Source organism: Corynebacterium sp. HMSC071F07, assembly GCF_001810285.1.
GTDB classification, from domain to species: Bacteria; Actinomycetota; Actinomycetes; order Mycobacteriales; family Mycobacteriaceae; genus Corynebacterium; species Corynebacterium simulans.
Genome location: NZ_KV800694.1, coordinates 148348 through 174257, shown reverse-complemented (window position 1 = coordinate 174257; position 25910 = coordinate 148348). Strand labels below are relative to the sequence as shown.

Annotated in this window: 26 protein-coding genes, 1 tRNA gene and 1 pseudogene; 11 read left to right on the top strand and 17 right to left on the bottom strand. The window is 58.1% G+C overall.

The window, feature by feature from the left end; translation table 11 throughout:
* On the bottom strand, positions 1–493 hold a 493-nt coding region (locus tag HMPREF2724_RS02515; protein WP_083306073.1), incomplete at its 3' end, for an HAD family hydrolase.
* Between the two features lie 77 nt (positions 494–570).
* Between HMPREF2724_RS02515 and HMPREF2724_RS02510 the strand changes: the two genes are divergently transcribed.
* The 5 genes from HMPREF2724_RS02510 (at position 571) to HMPREF2724_RS02490 (ending at position 4845) form a co-directional block, all read left to right on the top strand.
* Positions 571–1092, top strand: coding sequence for a peptidylprolyl isomerase (locus tag HMPREF2724_RS02510; RefSeq protein WP_061925588.1), 522 nt, complete (start codon positions 571–573; stop codon positions 1090–1092).
* 13 nt (positions 1093–1105) lie between these two features.
* Complete coding sequence (locus HMPREF2724_RS02505; RefSeq protein WP_246818187.1) at positions 1106–1822, top strand: rhomboid family intramembrane serine protease; 717 nt, start codon at positions 1106–1108, stop codon at positions 1820–1822.
* 519 nt (positions 1823–2341) lie between these two features.
* On the top strand, positions 2342–3628 hold the full coding sequence (locus HMPREF2724_RS02500) for a hypothetical protein (protein ID WP_070433326.1): 1287 nt from the start codon (positions 2342–2344) through the stop codon (positions 3626–3628).
* A 57-nt stretch (positions 3629–3685) separates the two neighbouring features.
* Complete coding sequence (locus HMPREF2724_RS02495; RefSeq protein WP_070433327.1) at positions 3686–4255, top strand: hypothetical protein; 570 nt, start codon at positions 3686–3688, stop codon at positions 4253–4255.
* Positions 4256–4266: 11 nt separating this feature from the next.
* Positions 4267–4845, top strand: coding sequence for a hypothetical protein (locus HMPREF2724_RS02490; protein ID WP_061925596.1), 579 nt, complete (start codon positions 4267–4269; stop codon positions 4843–4845).
* A gap of 21 nt (positions 4846–4866) precedes the next feature.
* On the opposite strand, the gene HMPREF2724_RS02485 is transcribed toward HMPREF2724_RS02490, so the two are convergent.
* The 11 genes and pseudogenes from HMPREF2724_RS02485 to HMPREF2724_RS02435 all read right to left on the bottom strand — a co-directional run bounded on the left by HMPREF2724_RS02485 (position 4867) and on the right by HMPREF2724_RS02435 (position 16081).
* A complete protein-coding gene (locus tag HMPREF2724_RS02485) occupies positions 4867–5517 on the bottom strand; it encodes a response regulator (protein WP_070586973.1) in 651 nt (216 codons plus the stop codon).
* 6 nt (positions 5518–5523) lie between these two features.
* Entirely contained in the window at positions 5524–5760 is a 237-nt protein-coding gene (locus HMPREF2724_RS02480) for a hypothetical protein (RefSeq protein ID WP_061925602.1), read from the bottom strand.
* A gap of 62 nt (positions 5761–5822) precedes the next feature.
* Positions 5823–6911 (bottom strand): sensor histidine kinase, encoded by a 1089-nt coding sequence (locus HMPREF2724_RS02475; RefSeq protein WP_070586971.1) that lies wholly within the window; start codon positions 6909–6911, stop codon positions 5823–5825.
* A 16-nt stretch (positions 6912–6927) separates the two neighbouring features.
* On the bottom strand, positions 6928–7200 hold the full coding sequence (gene crgA, locus HMPREF2724_RS02470) for a cell division protein CrgA (protein WP_061925608.1): 273 nt from the start codon (positions 7198–7200) through the stop codon (positions 6928–6930).
* A gap of 70 nt (positions 7201–7270) precedes the next feature.
* Positions 7271–9211, bottom strand: coding sequence for a Stk1 family PASTA domain-containing Ser/Thr kinase (pknB, locus tag HMPREF2724_RS02465; RefSeq protein WP_070433328.1), 1941 nt, complete (start codon positions 9209–9211; stop codon positions 7271–7273).
* A gap of 3 nt (positions 9212–9214) precedes the next feature.
* On the bottom strand, positions 9215–10648 hold the full coding sequence (locus HMPREF2724_RS02460; RefSeq protein ID WP_070586968.1) for a serine/threonine-protein kinase: 1434 nt from the start codon (positions 10646–10648) through the stop codon (positions 9215–9217).
* 2 nt (positions 10649–10650) lie between these two features.
* Positions 10651–12078 (bottom strand): penicillin-binding transpeptidase domain-containing protein, encoded by a 1428-nt coding sequence (locus HMPREF2724_RS02455; RefSeq protein ID WP_070455736.1) that lies wholly within the window; start codon positions 12076–12078, stop codon positions 10651–10653.
* Complete coding sequence (locus HMPREF2724_RS02450) at positions 12075–13427, bottom strand: FtsW/RodA/SpoVE family cell cycle protein (protein WP_070586965.1); 1353 nt, start codon at positions 13425–13427, stop codon at positions 12075–12077. Before HMPREF2724_RS02450 ends, HMPREF2724_RS02455 begins: the two co-directional genes overlap by 4 nt.
* Positions 13428–14771, bottom strand: coding sequence for a PP2C family protein-serine/threonine phosphatase (locus HMPREF2724_RS02445; protein WP_070433332.1), 1344 nt, complete (start codon positions 14769–14771; stop codon positions 13428–13430).
* Positions 14768–15219, bottom strand: a pseudogene (locus HMPREF2724_RS02440) (FHA domain-containing protein). The gene HMPREF2724_RS02445 and the pseudogene HMPREF2724_RS02440 overlap by 4 nt, the downstream one beginning before the upstream one ends.
* Positions 15220–15247: 28 nt before the next feature.
* A complete protein-coding gene (locus HMPREF2724_RS02435) occupies positions 15248–16081 on the bottom strand; it encodes a DUF3662 and FHA domain-containing protein (protein ID WP_070586961.1) in 834 nt (277 codons plus the stop codon).
* Between the two features lie 189 nt (positions 16082–16270).
* Between HMPREF2724_RS02435 and HMPREF2724_RS02430 the strand changes: the two genes are divergently transcribed.
* Positions 16271–16355 (top strand) — tRNA-Leu (locus tag HMPREF2724_RS02430).
* Between the two features lie 432 nt (positions 16356–16787).
* Here HMPREF2724_RS02430 and bioD read toward each other — a convergent pair.
* Both bioD and HMPREF2724_RS02415 read right to left on the bottom strand, forming a co-directional pair.
* The gene (gene bioD / locus HMPREF2724_RS02420) at positions 16788–17435 is read right to left on the bottom strand and encodes a dethiobiotin synthase (protein WP_070433334.1); all 648 of its coding nucleotides are present in this window, start codon (positions 17433–17435) and stop codon (positions 16788–16790) included.
* The gene (locus HMPREF2724_RS02415; protein WP_062036364.1) at positions 17432–18673 is read right to left on the bottom strand and encodes an adenosylmethionine--8-amino-7-oxononanoate transaminase; all 1242 of its coding nucleotides are present in this window, start codon (positions 18671–18673) and stop codon (positions 17432–17434) included. Before HMPREF2724_RS02415 ends, bioD begins: the two co-directional genes overlap by 4 nt.
* A 139-nt stretch (positions 18674–18812) precedes the next feature.
* Between HMPREF2724_RS02415 and HMPREF2724_RS02410 the strand changes: the two genes are divergently transcribed.
* Positions 18813–19508, top strand: a complete 696-nt coding sequence (locus HMPREF2724_RS02410) for a hypothetical protein (protein ID WP_141748301.1) — start codon at positions 18813–18815, stop codon at positions 19506–19508.
* On the opposite strand, the gene HMPREF2724_RS02405 is transcribed toward HMPREF2724_RS02410, so the two are convergent.
* Both HMPREF2724_RS02405 and HMPREF2724_RS02400 read right to left on the bottom strand, forming a co-directional pair.
* On the bottom strand, positions 19477–20688 hold the full coding sequence (locus HMPREF2724_RS02405; RefSeq protein ID WP_070433337.1) for an FtsX-like permease family protein: 1212 nt from the start codon (positions 20686–20688) through the stop codon (positions 19477–19479). The two genes, HMPREF2724_RS02410 and HMPREF2724_RS02405, sit on opposite strands and share 32 nt — an antisense overlap.
* Positions 20672–21268 (bottom strand): ATP-binding cassette domain-containing protein, encoded by a 597-nt coding sequence (locus tag HMPREF2724_RS02400; RefSeq protein WP_062036358.1) that lies wholly within the window; start codon positions 21266–21268, stop codon positions 20672–20674. The genes HMPREF2724_RS02405 and HMPREF2724_RS02400 overlap by 17 nt, the downstream gene beginning before the upstream one ends.
* 111 nt (positions 21269–21379) lie before the next feature.
* Here HMPREF2724_RS02400 and HMPREF2724_RS02395 point away from each other — a divergent pair, with 111 nt between their 5' ends.
* From HMPREF2724_RS02395 to HMPREF2724_RS02380, 4 genes are all read left to right on the top strand, one after another.
* Positions 21380–22414, top strand: a complete 1035-nt coding sequence (locus tag HMPREF2724_RS02395) for a sensor histidine kinase (RefSeq protein WP_070420213.1) — start codon at positions 21380–21382, stop codon at positions 22412–22414.
* Positions 22411–23052: a response regulator transcription factor gene (locus tag HMPREF2724_RS02390; protein ID WP_005530578.1), complete on the top strand. Its 642-nt coding sequence runs from the start codon at positions 22411–22413 to the stop codon at positions 23050–23052. Before HMPREF2724_RS02395 ends, HMPREF2724_RS02390 begins: the two co-directional genes overlap by 4 nt.
* A complete protein-coding gene (locus HMPREF2724_RS02385; RefSeq protein ID WP_168162319.1) occupies positions 23049–24455 on the top strand; it encodes a DUF5129 domain-containing protein in 1407 nt (468 codons plus the stop codon). The genes HMPREF2724_RS02390 and HMPREF2724_RS02385 overlap by 4 nt, the downstream gene beginning before the upstream one ends.
* An 81-nt stretch (positions 24456–24536) precedes the next feature.
* Positions 24537–25367, top strand: coding sequence for an alpha/beta hydrolase (locus HMPREF2724_RS02380; RefSeq protein ID WP_070586958.1), 831 nt, complete (start codon positions 24537–24539; stop codon positions 25365–25367).
* 97 nt (positions 25368–25464) lie between these two features.
* On the opposite strand, the gene HMPREF2724_RS02375 is transcribed toward HMPREF2724_RS02380, so the two are convergent.
* Positions 25465–25910, bottom strand: a 446-nt coding sequence (locus HMPREF2724_RS02375) for a hypothetical protein (RefSeq protein WP_070586956.1), incomplete at its 5' end; no start/stop codon positions are given.

Below are 25910 nucleotides of genomic sequence, written 5' to 3'. Positions count from 1 at the left end.
CCACCTGGCAGCCAGCCAGGTAGGCGGTGGCCTGCGGTTTAGGGATTCCCAGATCCACCGTGGCGATGAGACGCACCTCTGGCAGATCTAACTTGCCGGCCCGTAGCTTTGCCTCCTGCATCTCGCGGGCGCCGTTGGTGAGGACGCCAACGCGAAGACCTGCTTGCAGGGCTCGCTGCAGGGCGGGCAGGGCGTCGGCAAAAGCGCGCCAATTGCGCTGGTATGCGGCAAGATAACCCGAATAGGCCTGCAATGCGTCGTGCTCCGAAAGGTCTTTTTCTAGAAACTCGCGGCAACGGGCGATGCGCTGGCCATGATGGGTGACCTCGCCGCGCTCATAGGCGGCGAACCACTTGCGCTCGATGGCGGCAAAGCGTTCATGTTGGCCAGTGGGAAGCCCTAGCTCGCGGCACCATTCGTCGAGACCCTCGCGCATAGCCGAGGTATGGTCCATCAAAGTGTCATCGAGGTCGAAGAGCACAGCGCGAATCATAGGCTCAAGCATAGTGATCGCTTAGGGCGTTATGTCATTTGCGGCGCGCGAGCAAGAAATTCCATACAATAGTCGGCATGACTCAGAAGACCGCAACTGCAACGATGCACACCAATCACGGTGATATCGTTATCGACCTGTTCGGTAACCATGCACCGGTAACCGTGGAGAACTTCATCGGCCTGGCAAAGGGCGAGAAGGACTACTCCACCCAGAACGCAAAGGGCGAGCAGTCCGGACCGTTCTACGATGGCGCAATTTTCCACCGCATCATTGATAACTTCATGATCCAGGGTGGCGACCCAACCGGCACCGGCCGTGGCGGCCCTGGCTACCAGTTCCAGGATGAGTTCCACCCAGAGCTGCAGTTCGACCGTCCATTCCTGCTGGCTATGGCAAATGCTGGCCCAGGCACCAACGGCTCCCAGTTCTTCATCACTGTGGCTGCGACCCCGCACCTGAACAACCACCACACCATCTTTGGTGAGGTCACCGACCCGGCATCCCAGGAAGTCGTGTCCAAGATCGCCAAGGTTGATACGGACCGCATGGACCGCCCACGTGAGGACGTCATCATCGAGTCCATCGAGATCGCCTAAGAGCTCTTAACAATTGAGCCCACCACCACTTATTAAAAGTGGCGGTGGGCTCATTGAAGTTTTTGGGGAAAATATGGAAAAGACATTGCGCAACTACCTAAAACAAGCGCCGGTCACCGCAACAGTCATCGCCTTTTGCGCCTTGACGTGGGCGGCTACCGCCATCCAGTCGCATTCGCTTACTGCGTCCTACTACGGCTCTTCGCTGGCCTATGACTGGACGTTGTGGGGCCCGGACTTTGAGGCTGCACCGTTGACGGCGATAAGTGCCGGGTTTATGCATATCGATCTCGGACACCTAGCGGTGAACATGTTTCTGCTTTTGCTCGTAGGACGCGAAATCGAGCAGGCCCTAGGTGGGGCGTTGTATGCCTGTGTATATCTGCTCTCTTTGCTGGGCGCCTCAGCGGCCGTGCTAGGGATGGATTACCAAACACCGACGGTGGGGGCCGCGGGAGCTATCTATGCACTGCTGGCATTGCTGGTAGGGCTCTACAACTCTCGCGGTATGGATCTGCGGGCACCCATTGTTCTTGTAGTGGCCAACGTGGCTTATACGTTTTTGATGTCCGGTGTATCCCTATGGGGTCATTTGGGTGGTTTGTTCACAGGCGTGATTCTCGCATTTTTTGTTTTTAACAGCCGTCGGGGAGTGCGATGGACCGGAGTTTTCACGGTTTTCTTGGCTTTAAGTTTCTTTTTAGGCCTTCAAGCTGGGTTTTGGGGATAACTCCGGCGAGTTATTCACCAAAACGCTTGTGCGAAAGAATTCCACAGTAGTTATCCACAATGTGGATAACTACATTTTTGTAATTTCTCGAACGCATGGCCGGAGTTTTGCCTGATCACGCAGGCAAGAAGACTTACATCCTTGCAATTTAACCCCTGTGGAAGTGCGTGAAAACTGTTATCCACAGGCTGTGGAAGAAACCTGGGGAATTTGATTTTCACAGAGTTATCCCCAGCCTGTGGATAACTTTCTTCCCATCTTGTTGGCAACTCGGGAACGGGGGGGCAGAAGCGGGTGTGTACGAAAGGACAATTTTGGCTGCGCGCGGAGTCAAAAATAGCTGGGAAAATTCTGGAAAATGCAAGCTCAAGTGGCGATTATCCGAAAGTATCTGAGGTATTGAAGGATGCGATGGTGGCCTACTAGCGTCATGTGAGTAGTTCACAGCGCGTGGAGGGAGAGACCGCGCCGCTGTGAACCTCAAACTTCAAAAAATAGTGAATAAAAGGAAACGTAGCGATGCGCATTCCCCGCCTCCGTCTCAGCTACTACGTAGCAGCCGCCGCACTGTCTGCGGCAAGCCTCGTTGCCCCTGCTGCGGCACACGCAGAGATCCCCGCCATGCCACAGGGCTATCCGATTGAGAATCTCTACAAGGAGTGCAGCCCAGCAGAAGCTACTGCAGCGGGTTATCCGGATTGGCACTTTGGTGAAACTGGCCGCCGTTACCTTTCGGATGGCACCATCCAGTTCACCAACACCACCAAGCAGACGGTTCCGTACACCGCCACCGTCGAATCCGGTACTAATCACGAGATCGAAGCAAACTCTGCCGCCAAGTGGCCTTCCAACTGGAACACCACCGCAAAGGCAGACATCGGTCTGACTCTGTCCAACGGCTGGATAGAGGGGGAAACCATCGGGCCGATCAAGCTTGCGCCTGGCGATTCCTTCCGCGTGGAATACGGCACCGTGGAAAAAGACTTCATTTCCATGTTTGTGGACTGCAAGGATGGCATCTACACCAATATCCAGGGTGCAAATGTCATCCGTGGTACCGCACCGGCCGAGCGTTATGCCTGGGCAACCGTAATCCACGCCGACGGCACCGTTGATGACCAAGCGCTTGAGATTCCTTCCCGCGCGCCGGGTGCGAACAGCAAGGTTGTTGACGGTGGCTACAATGCCGTCTCCGGCCCAAGCCTGGAGAAGATTGCCGATGAAAAGCAGGACCATGTGGTCAACCCTGCGACCGATCTGCAGCGCGAGAATTGGCCGAGCGAAGGTGAAGAGTGCACCGCTGGCGATATGCAGTGGTACCCGAACACCATTGAGGGCGTAGCTCCTACTTTCCGAAAGCCGGGCTTTTCCCAGGACTTCATGAACTGGACTGAGGCTGACTACACCTATCGTGGCATCACCGACCACCTGGTGGGCGCGCAGTACAACGGCCAGATGAACTGGCTGGGCAATAAAGGCCGCTTGCCGGAGGGCTGGCTCGGCTCCATCGGTGCCGCACAGCGTGCCTACATGCCGGTGGGTACCGCGCTGGCGCCGCTCGACCTTAAGCCAGGTGAGCGCGCACGCATCGAATACGGCACCACCATGATGCGCGTGAACTACAGCGAGCTGCACTGTGGCCGCGACGGAAAGTACAGCCTCGTTCACGACTTCAAGCAGGCCTCTGCGCCGGCAGGTTTCTGGGCAGAAGCCACCGTCACCGGCAAGGATGGCTCGACCCGCAAGGTTGACGTCACCCCAGATGAGTGGCGTGACCTACCAGTTGCGACCCAGACCGCCTATTAACACTATCGACACCGCCTACCAACCCCACTTTCTTTCTCACTAAATAGGAGTAACACCATGCGCTTTAACCGCACTCTCGCACTGGCAGCATCCGCAATTGCTGCAACTTCCATCGCCGCTGCACCAGCAATGGCACTGCCTGCCGTTAACCACGGCGCTGCTAACCCGACCACCATCGGTGAAAAGTGCGTCAACCCAGGCGATACCGGCCAGACCGTTGAGATTGTCCGCACCTACTTTGATGGTTCCGCAGGCACCTGGACCGTCTCCAACTACAACGCTGAGCCGCTGCCACTGACCCGTTCCATCAAGGAGACCAAGACCAAGACCTGGAACGTTTCCGTAGGCGTTGACTTCGACATCTTGAAGCTGGTCAACATCAAGTTCAACGCTGGTTACACCGATTCCCAGACCTACGAGGTGGGCGAGACCGTCGGTCCGTACAACGTTGCACCTGGTAAGACCGCCGTCATGCGCGCGGGCTGGGTTGTCTCCGACTTTGAAGGCGAGAAGACCGTGTGCGGCCAGGACGGAACCTGGCAGGGCACCGGCGAGACCTTCACCGCGTCGCTGCCAGCAGAGCGCCACGTTGAGGTTTCTACTCGCGACAACATGAAGTTCAACTAAGGGAGGCAACTGTGCGCAAGTTTGCACGCATCGCCGCAGCATTGCTGGTGGCAGTAAGTGCGGCCACTCCGGCTGCGCAGGCTGTCGACGGCGCGGCTTCCTACCGCCTGCCGCAGCGCTGGAATGATGACTACAAGCCGGGCACGCACTGTGCAACACCGGGCGCACAGGGCACCTATGTCACGGCGGAGCGCATGTGGTTTAAGCAGACTGATGCCGCCAGCGTGGCTAATCGCAACGACTACACTGTTCCAGTTAGCCACACCGTGACTGATAAGCGTACGCAGACCACTGAGGTCAGCGTTTCAGTGAAGCCAATCGGCGACATTGAAAAGTACATGTCGAACACGTTTGGCTTTAACTTCGTCCACCAGATCCATTGGAGCCTCGGTCAAAAGATTGGCCCCTACGATTTGGAAGCCAATCAGCAAGGCAAGCTCGTGTGGGGCTTTATGATGCTCGACGCGGATTCGCAGGATGTACGTTGTTCTGAGGATCAGCAGTGGGTAGAAAAGGGTGCGCCGTACTTTGTCAGCGTACCGTACTCGCGCTATTCGGAGCTACGCATTGACGACGCCCCGGTGTATTAAGCCGTGTTCTAGCCTCAGTGCCTAGCTACCTGCCCCGCCTAAAATCTTGGTTACAAGATTTAGGCGGGTGCTTGCGTTAAAGGTGATGATGAGGCTGGAGACGTGCTTTTTCACCGAAGATTCTGAGATCTCCAGCGCTGCTGCGATCTCGGAATTCGAATTGCCCTGTAGCAGCAGTTTGAGCACATTGATCTCGTTGGTGCTGAGGTGATGCGTCTCGATGGCGGTGGCGACCGGATCCTTACGGGGCGCATCCCCGATGTATCCCACCAGGCGGTGCATCGCTACGGGTGCAACGACGGTGCCGCCGTGGATGGCCTCCCGGACAGCATCGATGATGGATTGCGGTCGCTGATTTTTCAGAATGTAACCAGCGCCGCCCTCTTGCAGAATCTTGAGCATGGTGTCATCGGAGTCAAAGGATGTCACCGCCAAGAAAACTGGCGGGTAGGGCCTTTCCTTGATTTTGTGCAGCAAAGAGATGCCGTCCATCGTGGGCATATGAATATCTGCCAAGACGATGTCGGCATCAACGTTGTCCAGCATCGAGAGGCATTCTGCGCCATTAGCTGCCTCAGCTACCACCTCGATGTCATCGGTGGTTTCGAAATAAAGCCGCAGTGACGAGCGGACCAGCGGGTCATCATCAACGAGAAAGACTCTTATGGACATCGAGGCTTAGTGGCGGTATTTTGCGCACCACCAGCGCTGCGGGCTGGTGGAGCAACGCAAAGCGTTTGCAAAGTCTTCCGCCTGAGAGGTGTAGTAGGTAAATCCGCCGGTGTAGGCGGTCTCAGTCTGAGTAGCAGACTCAGCGGCACTGGAAGAACCGAAGGAAGAAGCAGCGCTAGCAAATGGGGTGCTGGTAAGGCACAGTACGGCGCCGGCAGCGGCTGCAGCAGAACGAAAACGCATGTGGATACTCCTATTGGGGAGAGAAATAAAGACGATAGGCCTTAGCCTACTACAAGGTAAGTTTATCTGCGCACCATGTTGGAAATTGGGATATAAAGCGCACTTACCCACTTACCATTGTGGGGGCCGCTGCTGAAAGTGCCGTTTGCTGCAGCAACTCTTTTTTCGATTTCTGAAAGACCCAGTCTAGTCGTCATATGTTGATCTGTCTGGGCTTCAGCGATGAGTGAATGGACTTCTATATCGAGACCGCGGTAATTGCGTCGTAGTCGGATGGTGATTTCGGAACCTGCTTCGGCATATTTGATCAAGTTGGCGCTAAGTTCTGAAAAGACCAAATGCAGATCGTTGGGCAAAGCCATGGAACGCGCCAATTTCCCGAGCTTTCCTTTCACAGTGCATTCGAAACCATGGCTTCTCAGGAAGCTCTGCATCTCTTCCAGTTCTTCTGCGATGGTCGAGCGTGCTTTCTTTAACGTTGGAAGGTCCTCGTTTTTCATAAGGCGCAGCAGATCGCGGACCTCACCCATTGCCTTGCGTGCGTCATCCGCGATGGCTGTGGAGTTCTCAGCCACCTTCGGGTTGGTTTCTAGAAGGCCGAGTGTTTCTGAGCGCATGACCACCGAGGTTAACGTCGTTGCCACGGAATCATGCAGCGTGGTCATCAGCGCGTGTCGGTATTCCTGGTTCCTCTGCTCAGCGGCGAGCCTGCGTTGGCGCGCCTTTTTTAGCCAAACGCCGAAAATGATACCCAGCAAATTGATCGCGGACACCAGAACAAAGCTAAAGAGGTCGAGCGAGGTGCAGATGCCCTGTGCAGGATCGATAATGGAAAGAAGTACCAGCACCAGTCCTGGGATAACGGCGTGAGTCCATGGACGTCGGTAGGAAATTAGCCCAACGATGACTGCGCTCCATGCGACCAATAAGAACGAGCGCCATTCAGTATGCCATGTGCAAATACCAAAAAGCGCGCTATAAGCCGCAGCCGCCCACAGCGGGTGGTTCATACCGAGCGGGGTAAGTGCCACACCAAGGACGGCGAGCAACAGCGCACCGGGGGAGAGGAATAGTGGATCGATGGCCACGGTCAGCATCACGGCGATGATGAAGCCGACGCCGGCGAAGCTATAGAACCTCGTAGAGCTCATGGCAGGGTGATGAAGTTTAGCGCCAGCCCATCGTCATGAGCAGGCCGATGATGGCTAGGCCGAAACCGATGCCGTAATTCCATGGGCCCAGTTCCTGCATGAATGGGATGGACTCGCCGGCCAAGTAGTTGACCACGAGCCACAGCAGGCCGATGATCATCAGGCCCAGCATGATGGCGATGTACCACTTTGGCGTGCCCTCGGAATTGATCTTGACCGGAGTGCGGTTGGCCGCAGAGCTAGAGGACTGCGGAACGCCCGAGCTCTGGGTGATCTTTGACTTTGGCATTGCTAAACCTTCAACTTTTCTTTAGGCATTCTTTTTAACGGTTACTTTAGCAGGCGAAATTCGCTTGCTACTAGCGCGGGAGCAGCTCCGTGGTGGTGAACTCCCAGACGCGGAGCTCCACGGTTGCGTTCTTGCGAATAGTATCGCCCGCATTCACAGAAGCCCAGCCCACGCGGCCGTTATCCACCAGCGCACCGGTAGGAACAACGGGGCCGGTGCGCACGCTACCCTGCCAGCCGGCAGAGCGCAGTGCGGACTCAGCCTCAGAAGGCGTCTTGTGCAACAGGTTCGGTGCCGTGATGAGCATGCCATTGGAGACCTCAATCGTGACGGTCTCACCCTTGGCCAGCTTGCCGCCCTGGCTGCTGACGGATAGAACGCGGTCTGCCGGTTCCTGGGAGTCCACGACGTTGACGTTGACCTCAAAGCCCACCGACTCCAGCATGCTGACAGCGCGGTCTTGTGGCATACCGGTTACGTCAGGGACCTTCGCCTCCTCCTTGCCCTTGGACACGGTGACCTTGACCTTTGAGCCCTTAGACAGCTGCGAGCCGCCGGCGGGATTCTGAGAAATGATCTGGCCGGCAGGAGCATCGTCGTTTTTCTCTTCGACCTGCTCGTTGAGGGAAAGCCCGGCGTCGCTAAGCGCCTTGCCCGCCTCTTCCAAGGTCATACCGGAGAGATCCGGCACATCGGTGATCTCGTCACCGGAGGAAACAGTCAACGTAATCGAGGAACCCTTCTGCAGCTCCGAACCCGGCGCAGGGTTCACGCGGATTGCCTGGCCACGCTTAATATCCGGGTTAGCTTCTTCGTTGACGGTAACCAGCAGGCCCATCTTCTCGAGTTCGGCGACGACCTCGTTGCGTGGGCGCTTTTCTACCTCGGGAACAACGACCATATTGGCGCGGGCGGTCGCCTCCTCTTGCTGCTGAGCAGCACGATCTTCCTCGCGCGAGGCATTCCAGAAGTCCCAAGCAAAGTAGCCCATGATGGCAACCAACAGGCCCGCCAAGAAAAGCGCGAGCCACTTCAAGCCATTGCCGCCCTCTTCTTCCTCTTCCGGGCGAGTGGATTGCACAGGAGCGCGATGTGCACCCACAACGGGAGAGACCATCGAAGTCGCTTGCTCTTCCTCGCTAACGTGGCCGCGCGCAGCTTCAGTGAGCTGGCCATTGGCCATGCGCTGCAGGTCTTCGCTCATCTCCCAGGCGGATTGGTACCGATCCGCCGGGTGCTTGGCCATGGCAGTCAGAATGACCGCATCGATGTTGAGGCGCTGGGTATTAGTCAGGTGCGTCGTGTCGATGTACTGCGAAGGCGGAATCGGCTCTTCTTGAACGTGCTGGTACGCCACCGCGAACGGAGTCTCGCCCTCGAAAGGGGTGCGGCCGGTGACGGCCTCGTACATCACGCAGCCCAATGCGTAGACATCGGAGCGTGCATCCGCTGGGTTTCCACGGGCCTGCTCCGGGGATAGGTACTGAGCAGTACCTATGACCGCAGAGGTCTGTGTCATGGCGGAGGTTGAATCATCGAGCGCACGCGCGATGCCGAAGTCCATCACCTTCACCTGGCCGGTGTTGGTGAGCATGATGTTGGCGGGCTTGATGTCGCGGTGAATGATGCCGGCCTCGTGGGAAGCCTGCAGTGCATTTGCCACGGGTGCCAGCAGCTGCGCTGCTTCCTGAGCTGGAAGTGGGCCGTCTTCACGAACGATATCGCGCAGGGTACGGCCGTTGACCAGCTCCATCACGATGTAGGGGATCGCCATGCCATCGACGGTCTTTTCACCGGTATCGAAAACAGAGACGATGTTGGGATGGTTCAGTTTGCCGGAGTTTTGAGCCTCGCGGCGGAAGCGCTCACGGAAATTAATGTCACGCGCCATTTCGGGGCGCAGCATCTTGACAGCAACCGCGCGCCCCAGAACCGTGTCTTCGGCGTCATAAACCTCAGACATGCCGCCGGATCCGATGACCTGGCGAAGGTGGTAGCGGTCATTGACCATGTTCTAGGCACCATCCTGGGGTAGTAGATTTTCTAGGGGGTTATCAGGCAGCGAGTCTACTGCGGTTGGAGACGTTGGTGTTTCATTGACTTCGGTCTCCTGCTGGACAGTAGTAGGGATTTCCTGCTGCGTGGGGGTATGAACCGGCCGGGTCGGGGTGTTTTTCTCCTGCGTAGGTGTCTCCTCCTCAACCGAGTGCGTGGTGGTGACAGTGACCTGCTCAGGGGTATCTTCCGTGGTTTCTTCGGGGGTAACGACCTCGGTTGTTACGGGATCGCGGTACTCCGTAACCACGATGGATTCCGGCGGAGTGGTGGGCTCCGTGGACTCACCTGCGCCTTTGAAGAAGTTTGCCGCGAAGAATCCCAATGCCGCCAAGGCGGCCAATGCGGCAGCAATAAGAAGGCCTACACCAAATCCAGAGCTCTTCTTTTTCTCCTTCGGCACGGGGTGTGGGGTGTCCTTGACTGGGGCGCGCTCCGGGGTGGCGGTTTTGGGGTTGGCCACGCTGGCGAGCATCTCCGTGGACGCGGAAGGGGAAGGCTCGGCCGCCATTGGTGCTAATGCCCCCGACTTAGGCTGTGGCGGGCGCTGGCCGTTGCGCACTGCAGCGACGGCGTTGGTGAACTCGTTGCCGTCCGCAAAACGGGTGGTGGGATCCTTGCGCAGAGAAATCCCGATGAGCTCACGAGCAGGGGCGCTAATCGACGTCGAGAGTGGCTCCGGCGCCTGGCTGATGTGCGCGAGCGCGACGGACACCGAGGAATCGCCGCTAAACGGGCGCTTGCCGGCGAGCATCTCGTAGCCCACGACGCCCAAGGAGTAGACATCGGAAGCCGGCGTGACATCGAGACCCTGTGCCTGCTCTGGGGAGACATACTGCGCAGTGCCGACCACCATGCCGGTGCGCGTGAGTGGAACCGCAGCTGCTGCCTTGGCAATGCCAAAGTCGGTGATCTTGACCTGCCCGTTCTGGGTGATCATGAGGTTGCCGGGCTTGATATCGCGGTGCACCAAACCCATGCGGTGGATCACGGCAAGGCCATGTGCTGCCTGCTCCATGACATCGAGCGCGAGGGTCTCCGGCAGGGCGCCCTCGCGGGCTAGAAGGTCAGCGAGCGACTCGCCGCGGACGTACTCGAGCGCCATGAAGCAGAAGGTGCGGCCGTTGTCCTCGAGCTCGCGGTAGTCATAAGTGGCCACCACGTTTTCAGAGTTGATGGATTCCGCTGACTGAGCCTCGTTGCGGAAGCGGCTGAGGAATTCGGTGTTATCAGAAAACTCAGGGCGCAGTACCTTGATTGCTACCTCGCGGTCACCGCGGACGTCGTCAGCCAGCCACACCGTGGACATGCCGCCGTGGCCGATGATCCACTGCAGCTGGTAGTCATCGCCGATGAGGGCTTGGAGATGCTCTTTATTATCTGAGTTGCTCACTTTTACTGTCCTCCATATGCGCGCAGGATGGCGCGTCCGATAGGGGCAGAAACCTGGCCGCCGGTGGCAGACTCGCCGAGATTGCCACCGTCTTTGACCACGACGGCGACGGCAATGTCGCGGTCCGGATCGAACGCGACGTACCACACGTGTGGAGCCAGGCCATCGCCGTGCTCTGCGGTGCCGGTCTTGGAAGCAAAGGAGTTGCCATCGTAGCCGAAGGTCGAGTGCTCCGAGCCGTACATCAATTCCTTGATCGTGTTCGCAACATCCTCCGTTACCGCTTGCTCGGCTTGGCGGGGTTTGGTCGCGCGGATCTCATTCATCTGCGCATCAGTGATGCGGTTGATGAGGTAGGGCTCCATGCGCTTGCCCTTGTTGGCAACGGTGCCAGCCATAATGGCCGCCTGCAGTGCAGACATGGTCACGTCTCGCTGACCGATGGCGGACTGGGCAACCTGCGCGCCGTCGGCAAGCTCGCCCAAATTGCCGGCAGCACTGTTGACCCCGAGATCATATTTTTCGCCCACGCCGAAAGCCTCGGCGTACTTGCGCAACTCATCAGCGCCGATGGATTCAGACATCTCCACAAAGGCGGTGTTGCAAGAAAGCGCGAAGGCAGTCTGCAAGGTAACGGACTGGGAGCCGCCACACATCTGGTTTCCATAGTTGGTCAGCTCCGTCACGGAGTCCGGCAGCACGATGGAATTAGCACCCGTCAGCGAGGACCCGGGATTAAAGCCATTGTTGAGGCCGGCGGCCGTGGTGATGATCTTGAAGATGGAACCAGGAGGCAGGGTTTCCTGCGTGGCGTGGTTGAGCAGCGGGGTGCCCTCCTGCTCCTGCAGCGCGCTCCAGGTCTCGTCGGCGTTTTCTCCTAGCAGGTCATTCGTGTTGTAGCTCGGCGAGGAAGCCATGGCCAGGATCTTGCCGGAGGAAGGCTGGATGGCCACCGCCGCGCCGTTGTAACCCGGGCCAACCAGCTGATCATAGGCGGCCTGCTGCAGCGCAGGATCGATGGTGACCTCGACGTTGGCACCTACCTTTTCCTTGCCGGAAATGGTGTCGAGCCAGTTCTGGGTGAGGAGGGAATCGTCGGTGCCGTTGAGGATCTCGTTCTGAGAAGCCTCCAACTGGGAAGCACCGAACTGGGTGGAAAGGTAGCCGGTGATGTTGGAAAAGGCCGGCGAGTCGGTGGGGTAGGAACGCGAGTACTTGCCCTCGGAATCCTCGGTGGACTTAGCCAGCACCGTATCGCCGGCGAAGATCTGGCCACGCGGGGTGGTCTGCATGGCGTAGAAACCGCGCATGTTCTTCGGGTTATGTGCGTACTTGTCATCTGAAAATGCCTGCACCACGGTGAGGTTTACGAGCAACACTGCGGTCAAGAGGATGGCAAAGAGAGAGACGAGGCGGATCGACTTATTCATCGGGTTGCCTCCTGTACGGCGGGGAACATGGAAGTATCGGTAGGCGCATTGCTGCTGGTCTCACGCGCTGGGCGACGAGCCGCGTTAGAGATGCGCAGCAGGATTGCCAGCAGCATGTAGTTAGCCATCAGCGAGGAACCGCCAGCCGACATAAATGGGGTGGTCAGGCCGGTCATCGGCAGCATGGCGGAAATACCGCCAGTGACCACGAAGACCTGGACTGCCAGGGTCAGCGACAAACCGGATGCAACCAGCTTGCCGTAGGAATCACGGGACTTCAGCGCGGTATTGAAACCGCGAGAAGCCAGCATGCCAAACATGACCAGCACGGCGGCTAGGCCAATGAGGCCGAACTCCTCACCGATGCCGGCGAGGATGAAGTCGGAGTGCGCCACTGGGACGATCTCTGGGTGGCCTTGGCCCAAGCCCGTTCCGGAGATGCCGCCGGAGGACATGCCGAACAGTGCCTGGGAAAGCTGGTAACCGCCGCTGTCGTAGTTGCCCAGCGGGTCCAGGAAGTTGGAAAAGCGCGTTTGGATCTTCGAAGAGATCTGGTAGATGCCAAAACCACCAACGCCTACCAAGAGCAGGCCAATGAGCAGCCAGCTGACACGGCCAGTTGCCATAAACAGCATGCCGAGGACGGTGGTGAACAGCAGCAGCGCCGGGCCGAAGTCATTGGAGATGCCCATGATGACGATGGCTATTCCCCAAATCACCAGAATCGGCGCGAGGTCACGCAGACGCGGCAGGGAAAGACCCAAGAAGCGGTAACCGGCAACGGTGAACAGTGAGCGCTTTTGGGTAAGCAACATGGCGAAGAACAAGATGAGCATGATCTTCGAGAACTCGCCAGGCTGGATAGAAAATGGGCCCAGCCACAGCCAAATACGCGCCTCGACTCCCGGCGGCTGCGGCCACACCAGCGGCAGCGCCAGCAGGATGAGGCCGGCTGCGCCCAGGATGTAGGAGTAGCGGGGAAGGGAGCGGTGATCCCGCAATACAACCAGCACCAGCACGAAGAGGATAAGGCCGACGATCGTCCACATCACTTGCCGCCGGGCCAGGACACCATCATTGACGAGGTCGAGGCGCGCCAGCATGACCAGGCCGGTGCCATTGAGCAGGGACACAATCGGCAGCATGAGCTGATCCGAATGCGGCGCCAGGAAGCACAGCACCAGGTGGGCGACGGTAAAGACGCCGATGAATCCACCGATGAGGTAGAGGACGTCCATGGTCAAAATGTTGCCCTGGGAAAGTTCCAGGCTGACGGTGGTGATGGCAAAGACCACGGCCGCCAGAATCAGCAGCCCGAGCTCAGTGCCGCGGGAAAAGATCTTCTTCACTTAGCTCACCTCCCGGCACGTGATTCCTGGTTTAGCGGTTTTCTTCTCTAGCTTCTCGTCCGTCTTCTTGCTCGGCGTGCTGATGCACGGCTTGAGTGCCTTGGAGGACAGGCTCGAAAGCTGGGTTTGTACCTCGGCATAGGAACCCGAAGGCAGGTTATCTACGGCCGCGCGCTCGGAATCTGGCAGGTCAGTGACCTTGAACGGGGCGAAATCCCCCTCACACGGAGTGGACCCGAGACGCAGCGTATTTGCTTTATCGACGCAGGCATTTTGGTACTTGTGGTGCAAAGAACGCCCAAAGACTGAGAAATCTACGCCTTGCTCGATGCTGAGTGCCCCTTCTTCGTCGGTGGCGACGTAGAAGTTGTTAGAAATCTCGTTCTTGGTCCAGAATCCGCCGCCGATGACGAGCGCGAGCACCACTACGAGGGCGCCGATTACCTTCCAACCAACTTTCTTTTTTGGACTGTGAGGTTCCTCGGTGTCGTCTTCCTCTTCTTGGGGCGCAGGCGACGCCTCTCGTGGCCTTGTTAGCGCAGCCGCACGGCTGGCGGAGGAATCCGGGTGCGTCGGCTCAGGCACGACGCCTGCGATGGCGCCGACCTTGACCGGCGAGCTATCGCCCTTGCCCTCGACTACCTCGGCCAAGACGATGGTGACGTTGTCTGGGCCACCAGAACGCAGGGCGAGATCGCGGAGGGTAACCGCGGCGTCGTCAAGCGTGCCTTGCGAAAGTGCCAGTTCGATGGTGGCTGCCGTAACCGGATCCGAAAGACCATCGGAGCACAGCAGCAGGCGGTCTCCGACCTTGGCATCCAACATAAACAAGGTGGGATCCACCGGGCGACCAGTGTAGGCCTTGAGAATCAGCGACTTCTGCGGATGGGAGGAAACGTCCTCGGGGTCGAGGCGACCCTCATCCACCAGAGACTGCACATACGTGTCATCGCGCGTTACCTGGGTCAGCTTGCCGTCGCGCAGGCGATAGCCGCGGGAGTCACCTACGTGGCATACGCCGAACTCGGTGCCGTTGAACATCATCGCGGTAAGCGTGGTGCCCATGCCCTCGGTCTCTGGATGCTGCTCGACGTGTGCGGAAATGGACGCGTTTGCATCCTCTGCCGCGGCGCCCAGCAGCGCGAGCATGTCATTGTCTTCGGGGTCTTGGTCGAGGTGCTCCAAGTGCTCAACCATGAGCTGGGAGGCCACCTCGCCGGCGGCGTGGCCGCCCATTCCGTCTGCCAATAACAAAAGATGGGGACCAGCGTGGGCGCTGTCCTCGTTGTTTTGGCGTACTAGACCGCGATCTGTGATCGCGGTGAATTTAAGGCTTAAAGTCATGCCATCAACCTCACGGTCGTGCGGCCAAGTTTGATGTCGGTGCCAACGCCAACTCGCTCCGGCTGATCGATGCGAACGCCACCCACGAAGGTGCCGTTGCGGGATTCCAGGTCTTCCACAAACCACTCGCTGCCGCGGCGGAATAGGCGCGCGTGATGACCGGAAGAAAGTCATCGCCGGTGACAAAGTCACAGTCCTGCGCACGGCCCATGGTGCACTCTTCGAGCGTGCCGAGCTGCATGTGGGAGCCACGCAGGGGCCCGTCCACGATGTTAATCTGCTTGGGCGCTTCGCGACGCCGCGGAGTGGCCTTCGCCTGCGCCGAAGGCTGGTAGACGCCGGCAGCCTTATTGGCGTCCCGGCGCATTGCGTTCAAGGCCACCAGGATGAAAAGCCACAACAGTGCCAGAAGGCCGATGCGAAGAGCTAGCAAAACGACTGAATCCATGGTGACCTCCTTACTTTCTCGGCGGGGGTTAGTAGTTGTGGTTGTTCTCGGTGCCGGGGATACGGACCTCGATGTGGGAGTGTCCCATGGTAATGACGTCTCCGTCGGCCAGCAGCCAGTTTTCAATTGGCGTCTCGTTGACAGTGGTGCCGTTGGTGGATTGCAAATCTACCAAGACGGCATCCTGTCCGTTCCACGTAATCTCCGCGTGCTGGCGGGAAACGCCAGTGTCGGGCAGGCGAAGGTCAGCGTCGTTGCTGCGACCGATGATGTTGGAACCTTCCCGCACGTGGTACACGCGGGAGGAACCATCCTGCAGCATCAAGTTCACTGCGGGGCCCTGCGAGTGTGGCTGCTCTGGATTTTGATCCGGTGCCATAAAGGTGGTGGTTGCTGCCTCGTCTGCATTAAACGGGTTACTCATGTGGTCCTCCTGACCATCGTCTTCGTGGAAGATTGCGTCGAATCCGGTTTCCTCGGCGGGTTCGTGATCAATAAACGAAGACACTCGAAGCTGTCCTGTACGTAATCCTGATTCCTCCGCGATGCGTACGATGACCGGGCCGGCGAATGACCAGCCGTGGTTTCTAACAAAGCGGGTGAGTTGGTCGGCGAAATCTGCGGGCAGATCTGGGTCACGGGAGAGGTTTTCCAAGTCCTTGGAAGATACGCCTACTGTCATGACGTTGGGGCTGTAGAGGTTCTCGTCATCACCGCGTGCGAGATTGTCCTGCGCCTCCTGTTTGAGGAGCTCTTCAATCTCCGCGGGAACGACCTTGCCTCCGAAGACAAAGGCCATGCCATTGTCCAAGCCTCGTTGCATGGCGGAATCCAGCTTCGCGAGCTTTTCAAAAATTGCCACGTGCTGTCCTCCTTTTCTATGACAGGCTAATTATAGGGTGCCTACCCCTTCTAAACGTAGCCGCGCCGCCTAAAGTTCCGATGCTTTTAGGGGGCTTTTCCCCAGAAAACTTCGTGTTTGCCTGCGGATTTGTAGATTCTTAGCTCCTGCATGCTAATGTTAGTTGGTCGCCAAGACACTTAATACCCAGCCCGGGTGGCGGAATTGGCAGACGCGCTGGCTTCAGGTGCCAGTGTCCTTATAGGACGTGCGGGTTCAAGTCCCGCCCCGGGCACGCTGTGAAGTCTCGAGACATCGTTCCTTTTGGATGGTTTCTCGAGACTTTTCGTTTTACCTTTTAGAAAGTGCTTCCAAGGCCCCGCAGATGATTGTTGGAAGGGATAGCGAATGCTGTACATGGTTCCGGGTGCGTTGGCCGGAGGGCTAGTTTATGCAATTCTCCTAGGGCTCAGCTGGGCCATCAGCGTCATTTCTGCGCGGAGATATCGGCTTGGTGCGCATGGTCGATTCATTGTTTATTGTCTCATTGCTGTGGGGTTCATGATCTTTTTGGTTGTGGCCGGAGGCGGAGGCAACTGGGCCACCCATATGCAGGCGAGTGGTTACATTTTGGCTGGCTGCATCTTGAGTGCCATAGACAGCAAGATTGTTCCAGGGGATGAGGAGGCCGAGTCATGAAAGACCCGTTCCGGTTGCGTGGGCCGATCTAGAGACCACCTAAGAGATCCCACTGCGCTGCTTGGGCGCAGAATTCCTCCTTGCTTAACGAGCCTGCGCCGGCAGGAATACAGCCGAGCAGTGGCACGCCGGTGACCTTGGGAAGCTCCGCGATATTGAGGAGAGTGGCGAGGTCCGGCTCTTGTGGCAGCATGCCGCCAATCAGCCCTTTGACGTGAATGCCGCGGGCGCGGGCAGCTTCCACGGTGAGCTCAGCGGCGTTGAGGCTTCCCAACATCAAGCTGGTGACTATGAAAAGTTCGGCGCCGAGGTCACGGGCGACGTCGGCAAGCGTGAAGCTATCTGCGAGCCTAACCAGCAGGCCGCCCGCGCCCTCCACGAGTACGACGTCTGCATCGATGCTGCGAATCCACGCCAGCACCTCCTCTTTTTCGGCCTGCGGTAATCCCGCGCGCCGGGCAGAAAGGTTCGGCGCTAGAGGCTCCGGATAGTGCTTGAATTGCCGGGATTCCACGCCGGTAAGGCGTGTGATCGTGGCGCAATCGCTCGTATCTCCTGTTTGCAGCGGTTTCGCCACCACCACATGCTTGCCCGCCGCCTGGTACTGCGCGGCCAGGGCCGCCGTGGCAATGGTCTTTCCCACATCCGTATTGGTTCCGGTGATGCAATAGATCATGCGACCTCCCCGGCGGCAACGACGGCGCGGCAAATACGCGCTACTTCCTCATCGGTACAGATATATGGCGGCATCGTGTAGATGAGCCTGCCGAATGGGCGCAGCCATACGCCTTCTTCAAGGGCCGCCGCGGTGGTCGCTTCCATGTCCACGTCATGGTCCATTTCCAGTACACCGATGGCGCCGCGCACGCGGGTGATGCCGGGGGCGTCGCTAAGCCCTGCGCGTAAACCTTGCTCAATGCGTGCGACGTCCGCGCGCCAGGTGCCTTCTGCAATCATGGCGGTGGACTCGGCCGCCACCGCGCAGGACAGGGGATTGGCCATGAACGTCGGCCCATGCATCAATGCGCGTGGCTGCATCGTCTCCGCCACTTTTTGCGTGGCCAGGGTTGCTGCCAACGAGACAAACCCGCCCGTTAGCGCCTTGCCCACGCACATGATGTCGGGCGTGATTCCTGCCGCCTGCGTCATGAAGAGCTCACCTGCGCGACCAAACCCGGTGGCGATTTCATCCGCGATGAGCAAGATTCCGTGCTTATCGCATAGCTCCCGCACGCCTGCGACCAGCTCTAGGTCGTGGAAGCGCATCCCGCCCGCGCCCTGCACGCCGGGTTCGATGATGACCGCGGCGACTTCTTCGGTGATAAAGGACTCGAACTTATCCAAGTATTCCGCCCGCTGCTTAGCCGAGGCGCCTTCCGTGGGCGGAGCTGGGGCAAAGATCTGCTCGGCAAGGATGCCCTTCCACATAGTGTGCATGCCGCCTTCCGGATCGCACACGCTCATCGCGGCGAAGGTATCGCCGTGATAGCCCGAGCGCCAGGTCAAAAGCTTGGTGCGGCCGGGCGGCGAGCACTGCAGCGCCATCTTTACTGCCACTTCCACCGCGACGGATCCGGAATCGGAGTAGAAGACCTGCGCGTACTGGTGGTTGGTCAACTCCATGAGGTTTGCGGTAAGCCGCGCCGCCGGTTCGTGAGTGAGCCCGCCGAACATGACGTGGCTGAACCTATCGATCTGATCCTTCGCCGCCGCCACCAGCCGCGGGTGCGAATGGCCGTGGCATGCCGCCCACCAGGAGCTCATGCCGTCGATGACGCGTTGGCCATTCGCGAGTTCTAAATAGGCACCATCGGTGCGCAGTACCTGCAAGGCTGGCGCGCCGGGCGCGGCATAGGGATGCCAGATGTGGGTGGAGTCGATCGCAGCGACTTGAACACTGTTCAAAAAAGGCATGGAATTATCTCTACCACAGCAATAATCTCTTTTATGACTGTAATTGAACAACGTTCAAGGCTGGGTGTAGCTCCTGCGCTGTTCTTTCTTTCCTTGGTTATCGGAACTTCTCTAGCAGGCAGTCAAGTATCTTGAAATCATGAGGAAATTTGTTGCCGTTTCGAGTGCTGTAGCTGTAGTTGCGTTGAGCGTTGCTGGTTGTTCATCGGAATCCGAAAGCGATTCTCCGAAGCCGGTCTTCCGTGAGACTGCCGAACAACAAACCGAGTCCACTGAGAAAACTGAGTCCACAGAACAGACCCAGCAGCAAGCAGACCCGCAGCCGGTAGTAACCGAAACGGTAACTGCGGAAAATAAAGAAAATGAAGAGGAAGAGTGCGCGGACGGCGGCTCTGATTTGCAGAAGCGATTCGCCAACGGCGCAAAGGGCGTCCTCAACACGGATAAAGATAATTTTAAGTTCCACTACACGGTCAGTGACGGCGCCTATGATCCGTGCGCGGAGCTTAGCTACGCCGTACTGGATGGCGCCTTCGGTGATGAAAACGGTCCTGCCGGAACGGGTGCATCAATCGCAGACGGAATCCTCATTTGGTCCGAGGGTGAATTGGTCGGCGGCCACGGTATTACCGCTTCTTCCGTGGAAGAGGCTTCCGTGGTGGGAGACGATGAAATCGAGCTCACCGTGGGCAATCGCGGCCGTTCTACCGCAGAGGGAATTACCGAAACCGCACGCGTGCGCCTAGAGGTTGAAGATGATCAATTGGTCCCAGTTGGCGGAGACATTGAGCAGTACAAGTCCTTTACGGACGGACGTGCGCAGCTGTATCCCTAAAGTTTGTGGCCAACCCGCATTTGAAGCCGGAAAGACCCATAAACATCACGCAAGCTTGCACAAGTAACGCCTGCCACCAGAAGCCGGTGAGCGCGTATTCTCCTGTCATCCCGTGGTTCATGAGCAAGACGATGAAGAGCGTGAGCGCGGACAGTAATCCCGTCGTGGTTGCTGTCAGCGCGAAGGCTTCACCGATTTGTACCCGGAAAATGCTGTTCCTGGCAGCACCCGCCAAAGTTAGCGCCCCTGCGTCGTGAGCGATCCGCTTGCGCATTAACAGCGAAGTAGTAAACGCCGCCATCACGCTCGGCGCGATCGTCGGCCCGAGTACCACTACGAACACCTGCCACGGCGACATCGTAAACTCCTCCTCCATGCTCAACATGGCGCGGAGACCTGAGCCCACGGCGATGATGAGGCCGCCGAACAAGATCCACGGCATGATATGTGGTGCGGTGAAGTTGCTGCGTACGCGCACGTTCGCGCCAGCGATGCCGAGAGGTCGGGTCCACTGCATAAGCAGTGGCAACATCCATGGAACCAGGAATGCGAACAAGGGGATAAGGCCCAAACACGCGGACATTGCATCTATCGGATCTTCGATTAAGGTGCAGGCAAACAAGATCCCGGCACCAAGGATTAAAGCGAGCGCACACTTGGCAGCTGTCCACCGTGGCATCCCCGAACGGTAGATACGCCGCAATGACAAGAATCCACCCAGTACTGCGGCAAGTACGCACACCGCACTAGCAAGCACAACATCGCCCATCGTCACGGAGATACCGTCCACTCGAATGTTGTCGCGGTGGAAAGCATCGAGTGCGAAGTCCGTGAGAAATGTAGCGCAAAAGGCGCCAGGAACCGCACCGCACGTAGAGACCGCCGCAGTCTGACCCAGCACGAGTACAAAGATGAGCCAATTGGGCATGCCCACCATGCGCCAGCTGCGGTAGATGTGGATGTGCTCGTCGATGATGAGCTTCATCTGCGAGAAAATGACGAGAATATTGGAGCAGATAGCCAGCCCGAGGATGGTTCCGCCCAGAGAAGTTGTGTCATCACCGGTTGCGTTAATGAGCGCTACGGCGAGCGAGAATCCCATTCCGGAGATAAAACACGTCAGCGCCACCGCCAGCCAGGAAGGCCAATTGCTGTGTAGATCCTTAAGCCATACGGACATGGTGTTCCTCCAGCTTGTAGATGCGATCGGCCTTCGCGGCGGCCGCGTGCGAGTGGGTGACCATTACCACCGTGCTGGGTACGCGGACGAGATGATCCATGACCACGTCCGCCGTGTCGTCGTCCAACGCACCGGTGGGCTCGTCGGCGAAGATGAAGGGGGCGTCGGCAAGCAATGCTCGCGCCACCGCGACGCGTTGCTGCTGTCCGCCCGAAAGCTGTGCCGGTAAGCGCTTTTCCAGCCCGCCGATGCCCAAGCTCTCAAAGGTCTGGTGCAGCTTCGCCGGGCCGCATTTGCGGCCAGAGAACTTCGCCGTAAGTTCCGCGTTCTGCTGGGCGTTAAGCGATTCCAGGAGGTTATAGTCTTGGAACACGAAAGCGCGGTGCTTGCGCCCCGGTGCATTGACCTTGCCGGTTGTAGGTTTGTCGAGGCCAGAAAGCAGGCCGAGGAGCGTTGACTTGCCGCTGCCGGAAGGGCCCATGATGGCCACGAACTCGCCCGGTTCAATGCGCAGCGAGAGATGGTCTAGCACCAGATTCTTGCCGTATTTCTTCGTGAGATTTTTTGCGATGAGTGTCATGCTTTCGATTTCACGTTGAAAGGCGCAGTATTCCGATGGGGGAGACTCCCAGAAATTTAGGGGAGCTAGCTCCACTGCGTGTGTCCGAAGTGCGGATTAGGGTTGTACTCTATGGCAACTTTCAAATCCGTGGCGTGGAATCTAGTGCTAGCGCTGCTGTGTATTCCCGCTGCTGTGGTTTCCGTTGTCATGCTGCCGTGGATTCCGCTCGTTGCGTCCCTCATGGCCGTCATTACCCGCGGCGGCGCACGGTGGTTGGGCGTGAAGATTCGCTACCGCACCCCACATCGCTGGTTTGATTGGCAGCAGTTCTATCACCTTCTGATTCAGCTTTTGCTCTCGATTTTGAGCATGGCGTTGTGGCTGTTCGTGGGGGTTATGACGGTGGTATTCTTCATCGCTCCTTTCTTCACGGATAGGTTCAACATCGGTAGCCTCGTCATTGAAAATCGAGCCCTGGCTATCGTGGTGAGCTGGACGTTTGGCTGCCTGTGCTTGCTGGTCCTTATCTTTGGCGCGAAGTTTTTAACCTTTCTTTCCGTGAGCACCACCCGCCTGGCGTTGGAGAGCGATGCGCGAGCCACGCTTATCGACGCCTTCTCCGGCGAGCGCCGCCGCATCGAACGGGAGCTACACGACGGCCCGCAGCAGTACCTCACCGCGCTCAAGCTCAACCTAGCCGCGGCGAAAAGGGGAGACACCGCGGCTCTCGACGCCGCCGACCACAACGCCAGCCTTGCTCTCTCTGCCTTGCGCGACACGGTCCGTGGCATCGCACCGCAGGTCCTCTTCGATAATGGCCTGATTGCGGCTCTCGAAGAACTCCTCGTCCATTCTGGGCTGGAGACCACCCTCGAATGCAAAGGCGAAGAACGCTCCCTTGATGAAACCAGCGCCTTGTTGGCATATCACTGCGTGGCAGAGGGACTAACCAACGCCGTAAAGCACGGTGAGGCCACCGCAGCAACTGTGAAGCTGGACTACCGAGAAGGGATAAAGATTTCCATCACCGATAACGGGCACGGGTTAACCGCAGGCGAGGGAACCGGCATCGCCGGCCTGGAAGAGCGCGCCATAGCCCTGGGCGGAAGCGTGAAACTAGAAGACACTGATCAGGGCGCACGGTTAAGGATGAAACTGCCATGAAAATTTTGCTTGCTGAAGACTCCGCCCTGCTGCGTGCGGCAATCGAACAACTCCTGCGTTCCTTGGACCATGAGGTCACCACGGTCGAAGATGCTGATCAATTGCGTGCTGCGGCAGAAGGATTCGACATCATTGTCACCGACGTCAGGATGCCGCCGCTTTTGCAGGACGACGGCCTGCGAGCAGTCAATGAGATTCGCAAACGTACGCCCGAGCAGCCCGTCGTGGTGTTGAGCCAATACGTCGCCGCCAGCTACCTGGACGGACTCATCGAACACGGCGGATTCGGCTATCTTCTCAAGGAAAGAATCGCCGATGTGGATGAGTTCATCCATGCACTGGATACGGTCTCTGCAGGTGGCACCGTGGTAGATCCGGAAGTCGTGAGCACTTTGCTCTCCTCCCGGAAGATGGGCGTCGATAAGCTCACGCCCCGAGAACGCGAGGTACTAGCCTTGATGGCACAAGGCGCCAGCAATCGCGAGATCGAAGGCAAGCTCGTGCTCACTGCCGGTGCAGTAAGCAAACACGTGGCGAATGTTTTCATGAAGCTCGGGTTCAGCCCCGAAGACGAAAACCGCCGCGTCAAGGCAGTCCTGGCATGGCTGCGCACCAAGCGAGAATGGAGATTGGAATGAAAAAGATTCTGGCGGCATCTGCAGCAGCAGCGCTTTTGGTTGGCGGCGGCACTGCTTTCGGTGTTGCCACGCTTGCGGCATCTCCGGAGCAAGCAGATTATTCCGTCGAGAGGTCCGCAGACGTCAAGGTCGAGATCATGGATCCCGAAGATGTCTTAAACCCCGATGACGAAGCACGCATGCGTCGTGACGTTGAGCGAATCCACTTCGCAGCTCCGGTCAAGCAGCTGAACTACCTTGTCTTCAAAAAGAACAAGGACGAGGTAGAAGATTCCGTCGAAGAGTATCTACGCGATAATCACCCAGACCTCATTGGCGATGACCATTTCACCGATGGCCAGCTCTTCGTTGGCGTGGGCCTCGATCCACGTCAGGCTTTCATCTTCGCGGGCAACGATGTGGGGAAGGACCTGTCCCTGGAACTAGAAGATGGTCATTTGGAAGACGCAATCGAAGAGATCAAACCGGGCGTGAAGGCAGGAAATATCCCGGCAGGTCTTTTCGCTGGCGCTGACTATGCTGCCGATGCAGACAAGGTCAGTGAGGAGCTTTATTCCGATGCTAAGGCTAACCGCGGTCTCGGTATTGGCTTTGGTGGTTTCGGCGCGGGTGCGGCTGCCGGAGGAATCGTTGCTGCGGTGGGTGCTACGCGGCGTCGGAAAGCGCAGCGTATTGCGACCGCCCGTGAGGATTGGAAATACGTTTCACGGGCTTATGGGGATATCGCTCAACGCTTGAATGCCATCGACGTGCGTGCGCACTCTTTGCAATCAGCGCTTGTCGACGCCCGGATGCGCGAGGAATGGGAGCAACTGCGCGACGAGTTCCTCAACCTCGACGATACAGTTAGCTCTTTTGCCAGCCTGAACGAGCAGTCCTCCGACGAGGAATTCGACCAAGCGGTGAGTGGAATCGAGGAAGCGAAATCCATCTGTGGCCGCGTAGATACCGCAGAACACAACATCGACCGTCTGTATGCCATCGAGCATGCTGACGTTAACGCGCGCCGCAAAGAACTCTATGAGCTACGCAAGGACCTGATTGAGGCGCGCACGGAATCCACGGGCGGGGTCGCGGAAGAAGCATCCCGACTGATTGCCGTTTCCGAGGAGATCGATGCGGCCGCGCCTGAATTTATGGATCGTTACCTCGAGCTAGTGGAGCGCGCAGCCACGCTCTTTGGGCAGATCCAAACGCAGTTACAAAAGGAAAACGAAGCGGATGAATTGGCGGCGCGCCCGCGTATTGACGAGTCTTCCTTCTATCCGGGAGTGGGTTATCACGGATTCGTACCTTTTATGGCGATCAGCTCATGGAACAGCGCTTCCGTAGCTTCTTCACCCAACGTGAGCAGCAACTTTAGCTCGGGGTTCTCCGGCGCTGGTGGTGCCTCGAGTTTCTGACACTTTGAGTATTGTCCGAACGTACACACCCGGCTACCCTATCTTGAATAAAATCCGTGAGCAGGGTCTATTCTGTGGGGCATGCGTCGAATTACCACCTTCCTCACGGCTTCTTTTCTAGCCGCTACCGTGTCCATCGCACCTGCTCAAGCTGCCACTTTTGAGACCTCAGTGCCAGAGAGCTATGGCATCAACGATCCGAGCTGCGTTTCTGATGTTGAGCCAGTGGTTCTCATTCATGGCACCAGCGATAATTCCTCGGCCTGGACGGATCTGATTCCGCGGCTGCAGGAGCAAAACATGTGCGTGTGGGCATTCGACTACGGCGCGGACGATGTCACGTTGCAGAATGCAATCCCGGCCATGAAGGCGATTGGGGATCTTGATGCTTCTGCTCGCGAGATTGCAGAGCAAATCGAGTATGTTCGGTCCGCTACTGGCTCTGACAAGGTCAACCTCGTGGGCCATTCCCAGGGCGGGCTGCACACCAAGACTTTCACGCAGCTCTACGGTTCCCCAGAGGAGGTCTCCCGTGTTGTCGCAATCGGTGGCAACTATCACGGCACTACGCTGAGCGGTATGGGACCTGCGTTGAGTGATATTGCCAAGGTTATGCCGAAGCTGGCTGCCTTCTTGGGCACTACGGCCGGCATTCAGCAGCTGCAGGGCTCGGACTTTATTGAGAAAATGAACAAACGGCCCGATACCGCGCCGGGGGTTAAGTACACCTCGATCTATAGCCCGGCGGATACCACCGTCACGCCGAACGAAACCTCGAAGCTTACTGCGGTACCAGGCGCCGACGTTGAAAACGTCAGCTTGGGCGACGTCTGTGAGGCCCCAGCAGCGCATCCAGATCTGCCGCACGATTCTTGCGCGCTCGATCAGGTTATGTGGGGTCTTACCCGCTAATGATTCATGGGGCACTCGCTTGTCGACGTCGTGGCAAACAAGTGCGCTACCTGCCGCGAGTGGTTCGCCTGCACGCGGACGAGTACTTTCTGCCCTTCTAGAAGGAAGAAAGCTGCGAAACCTGGGACTGTGCCTGGGAGAAGAGATCCTGGATGATCTTGTTGATGTCCGGAATGCGGAAGACCTGCGGGCCAACCGGCACATCAACCGTAGGCTGACCCGGAACCACACCAACCGAAATTACGTTTGCTGGGGCAGGGGCTGGTTTTGGAGCTGGAGCTGGGGCTGGTTTTGGAGCCGGAGCGCCACCATTTAGACCACAACGCGCGATCGCCTCATCCGCGCGCGCGATGGCATCGCGGATTTCGCCACCACGCGGGTGGAAATTAGCAGCGGCGAGCGCCTGGGACTTCTTGGAGTTGTAGTCGGAAGCGTTGGTGTAATAGCGGCTTGCCTGATCGCAGGAGATCTGGCCCGCAGGAACCTTCGCGAGGTAGTCATCCACCATGTCGGCGGAGGCGGCTGGGGTGGCAAGGGAAACGG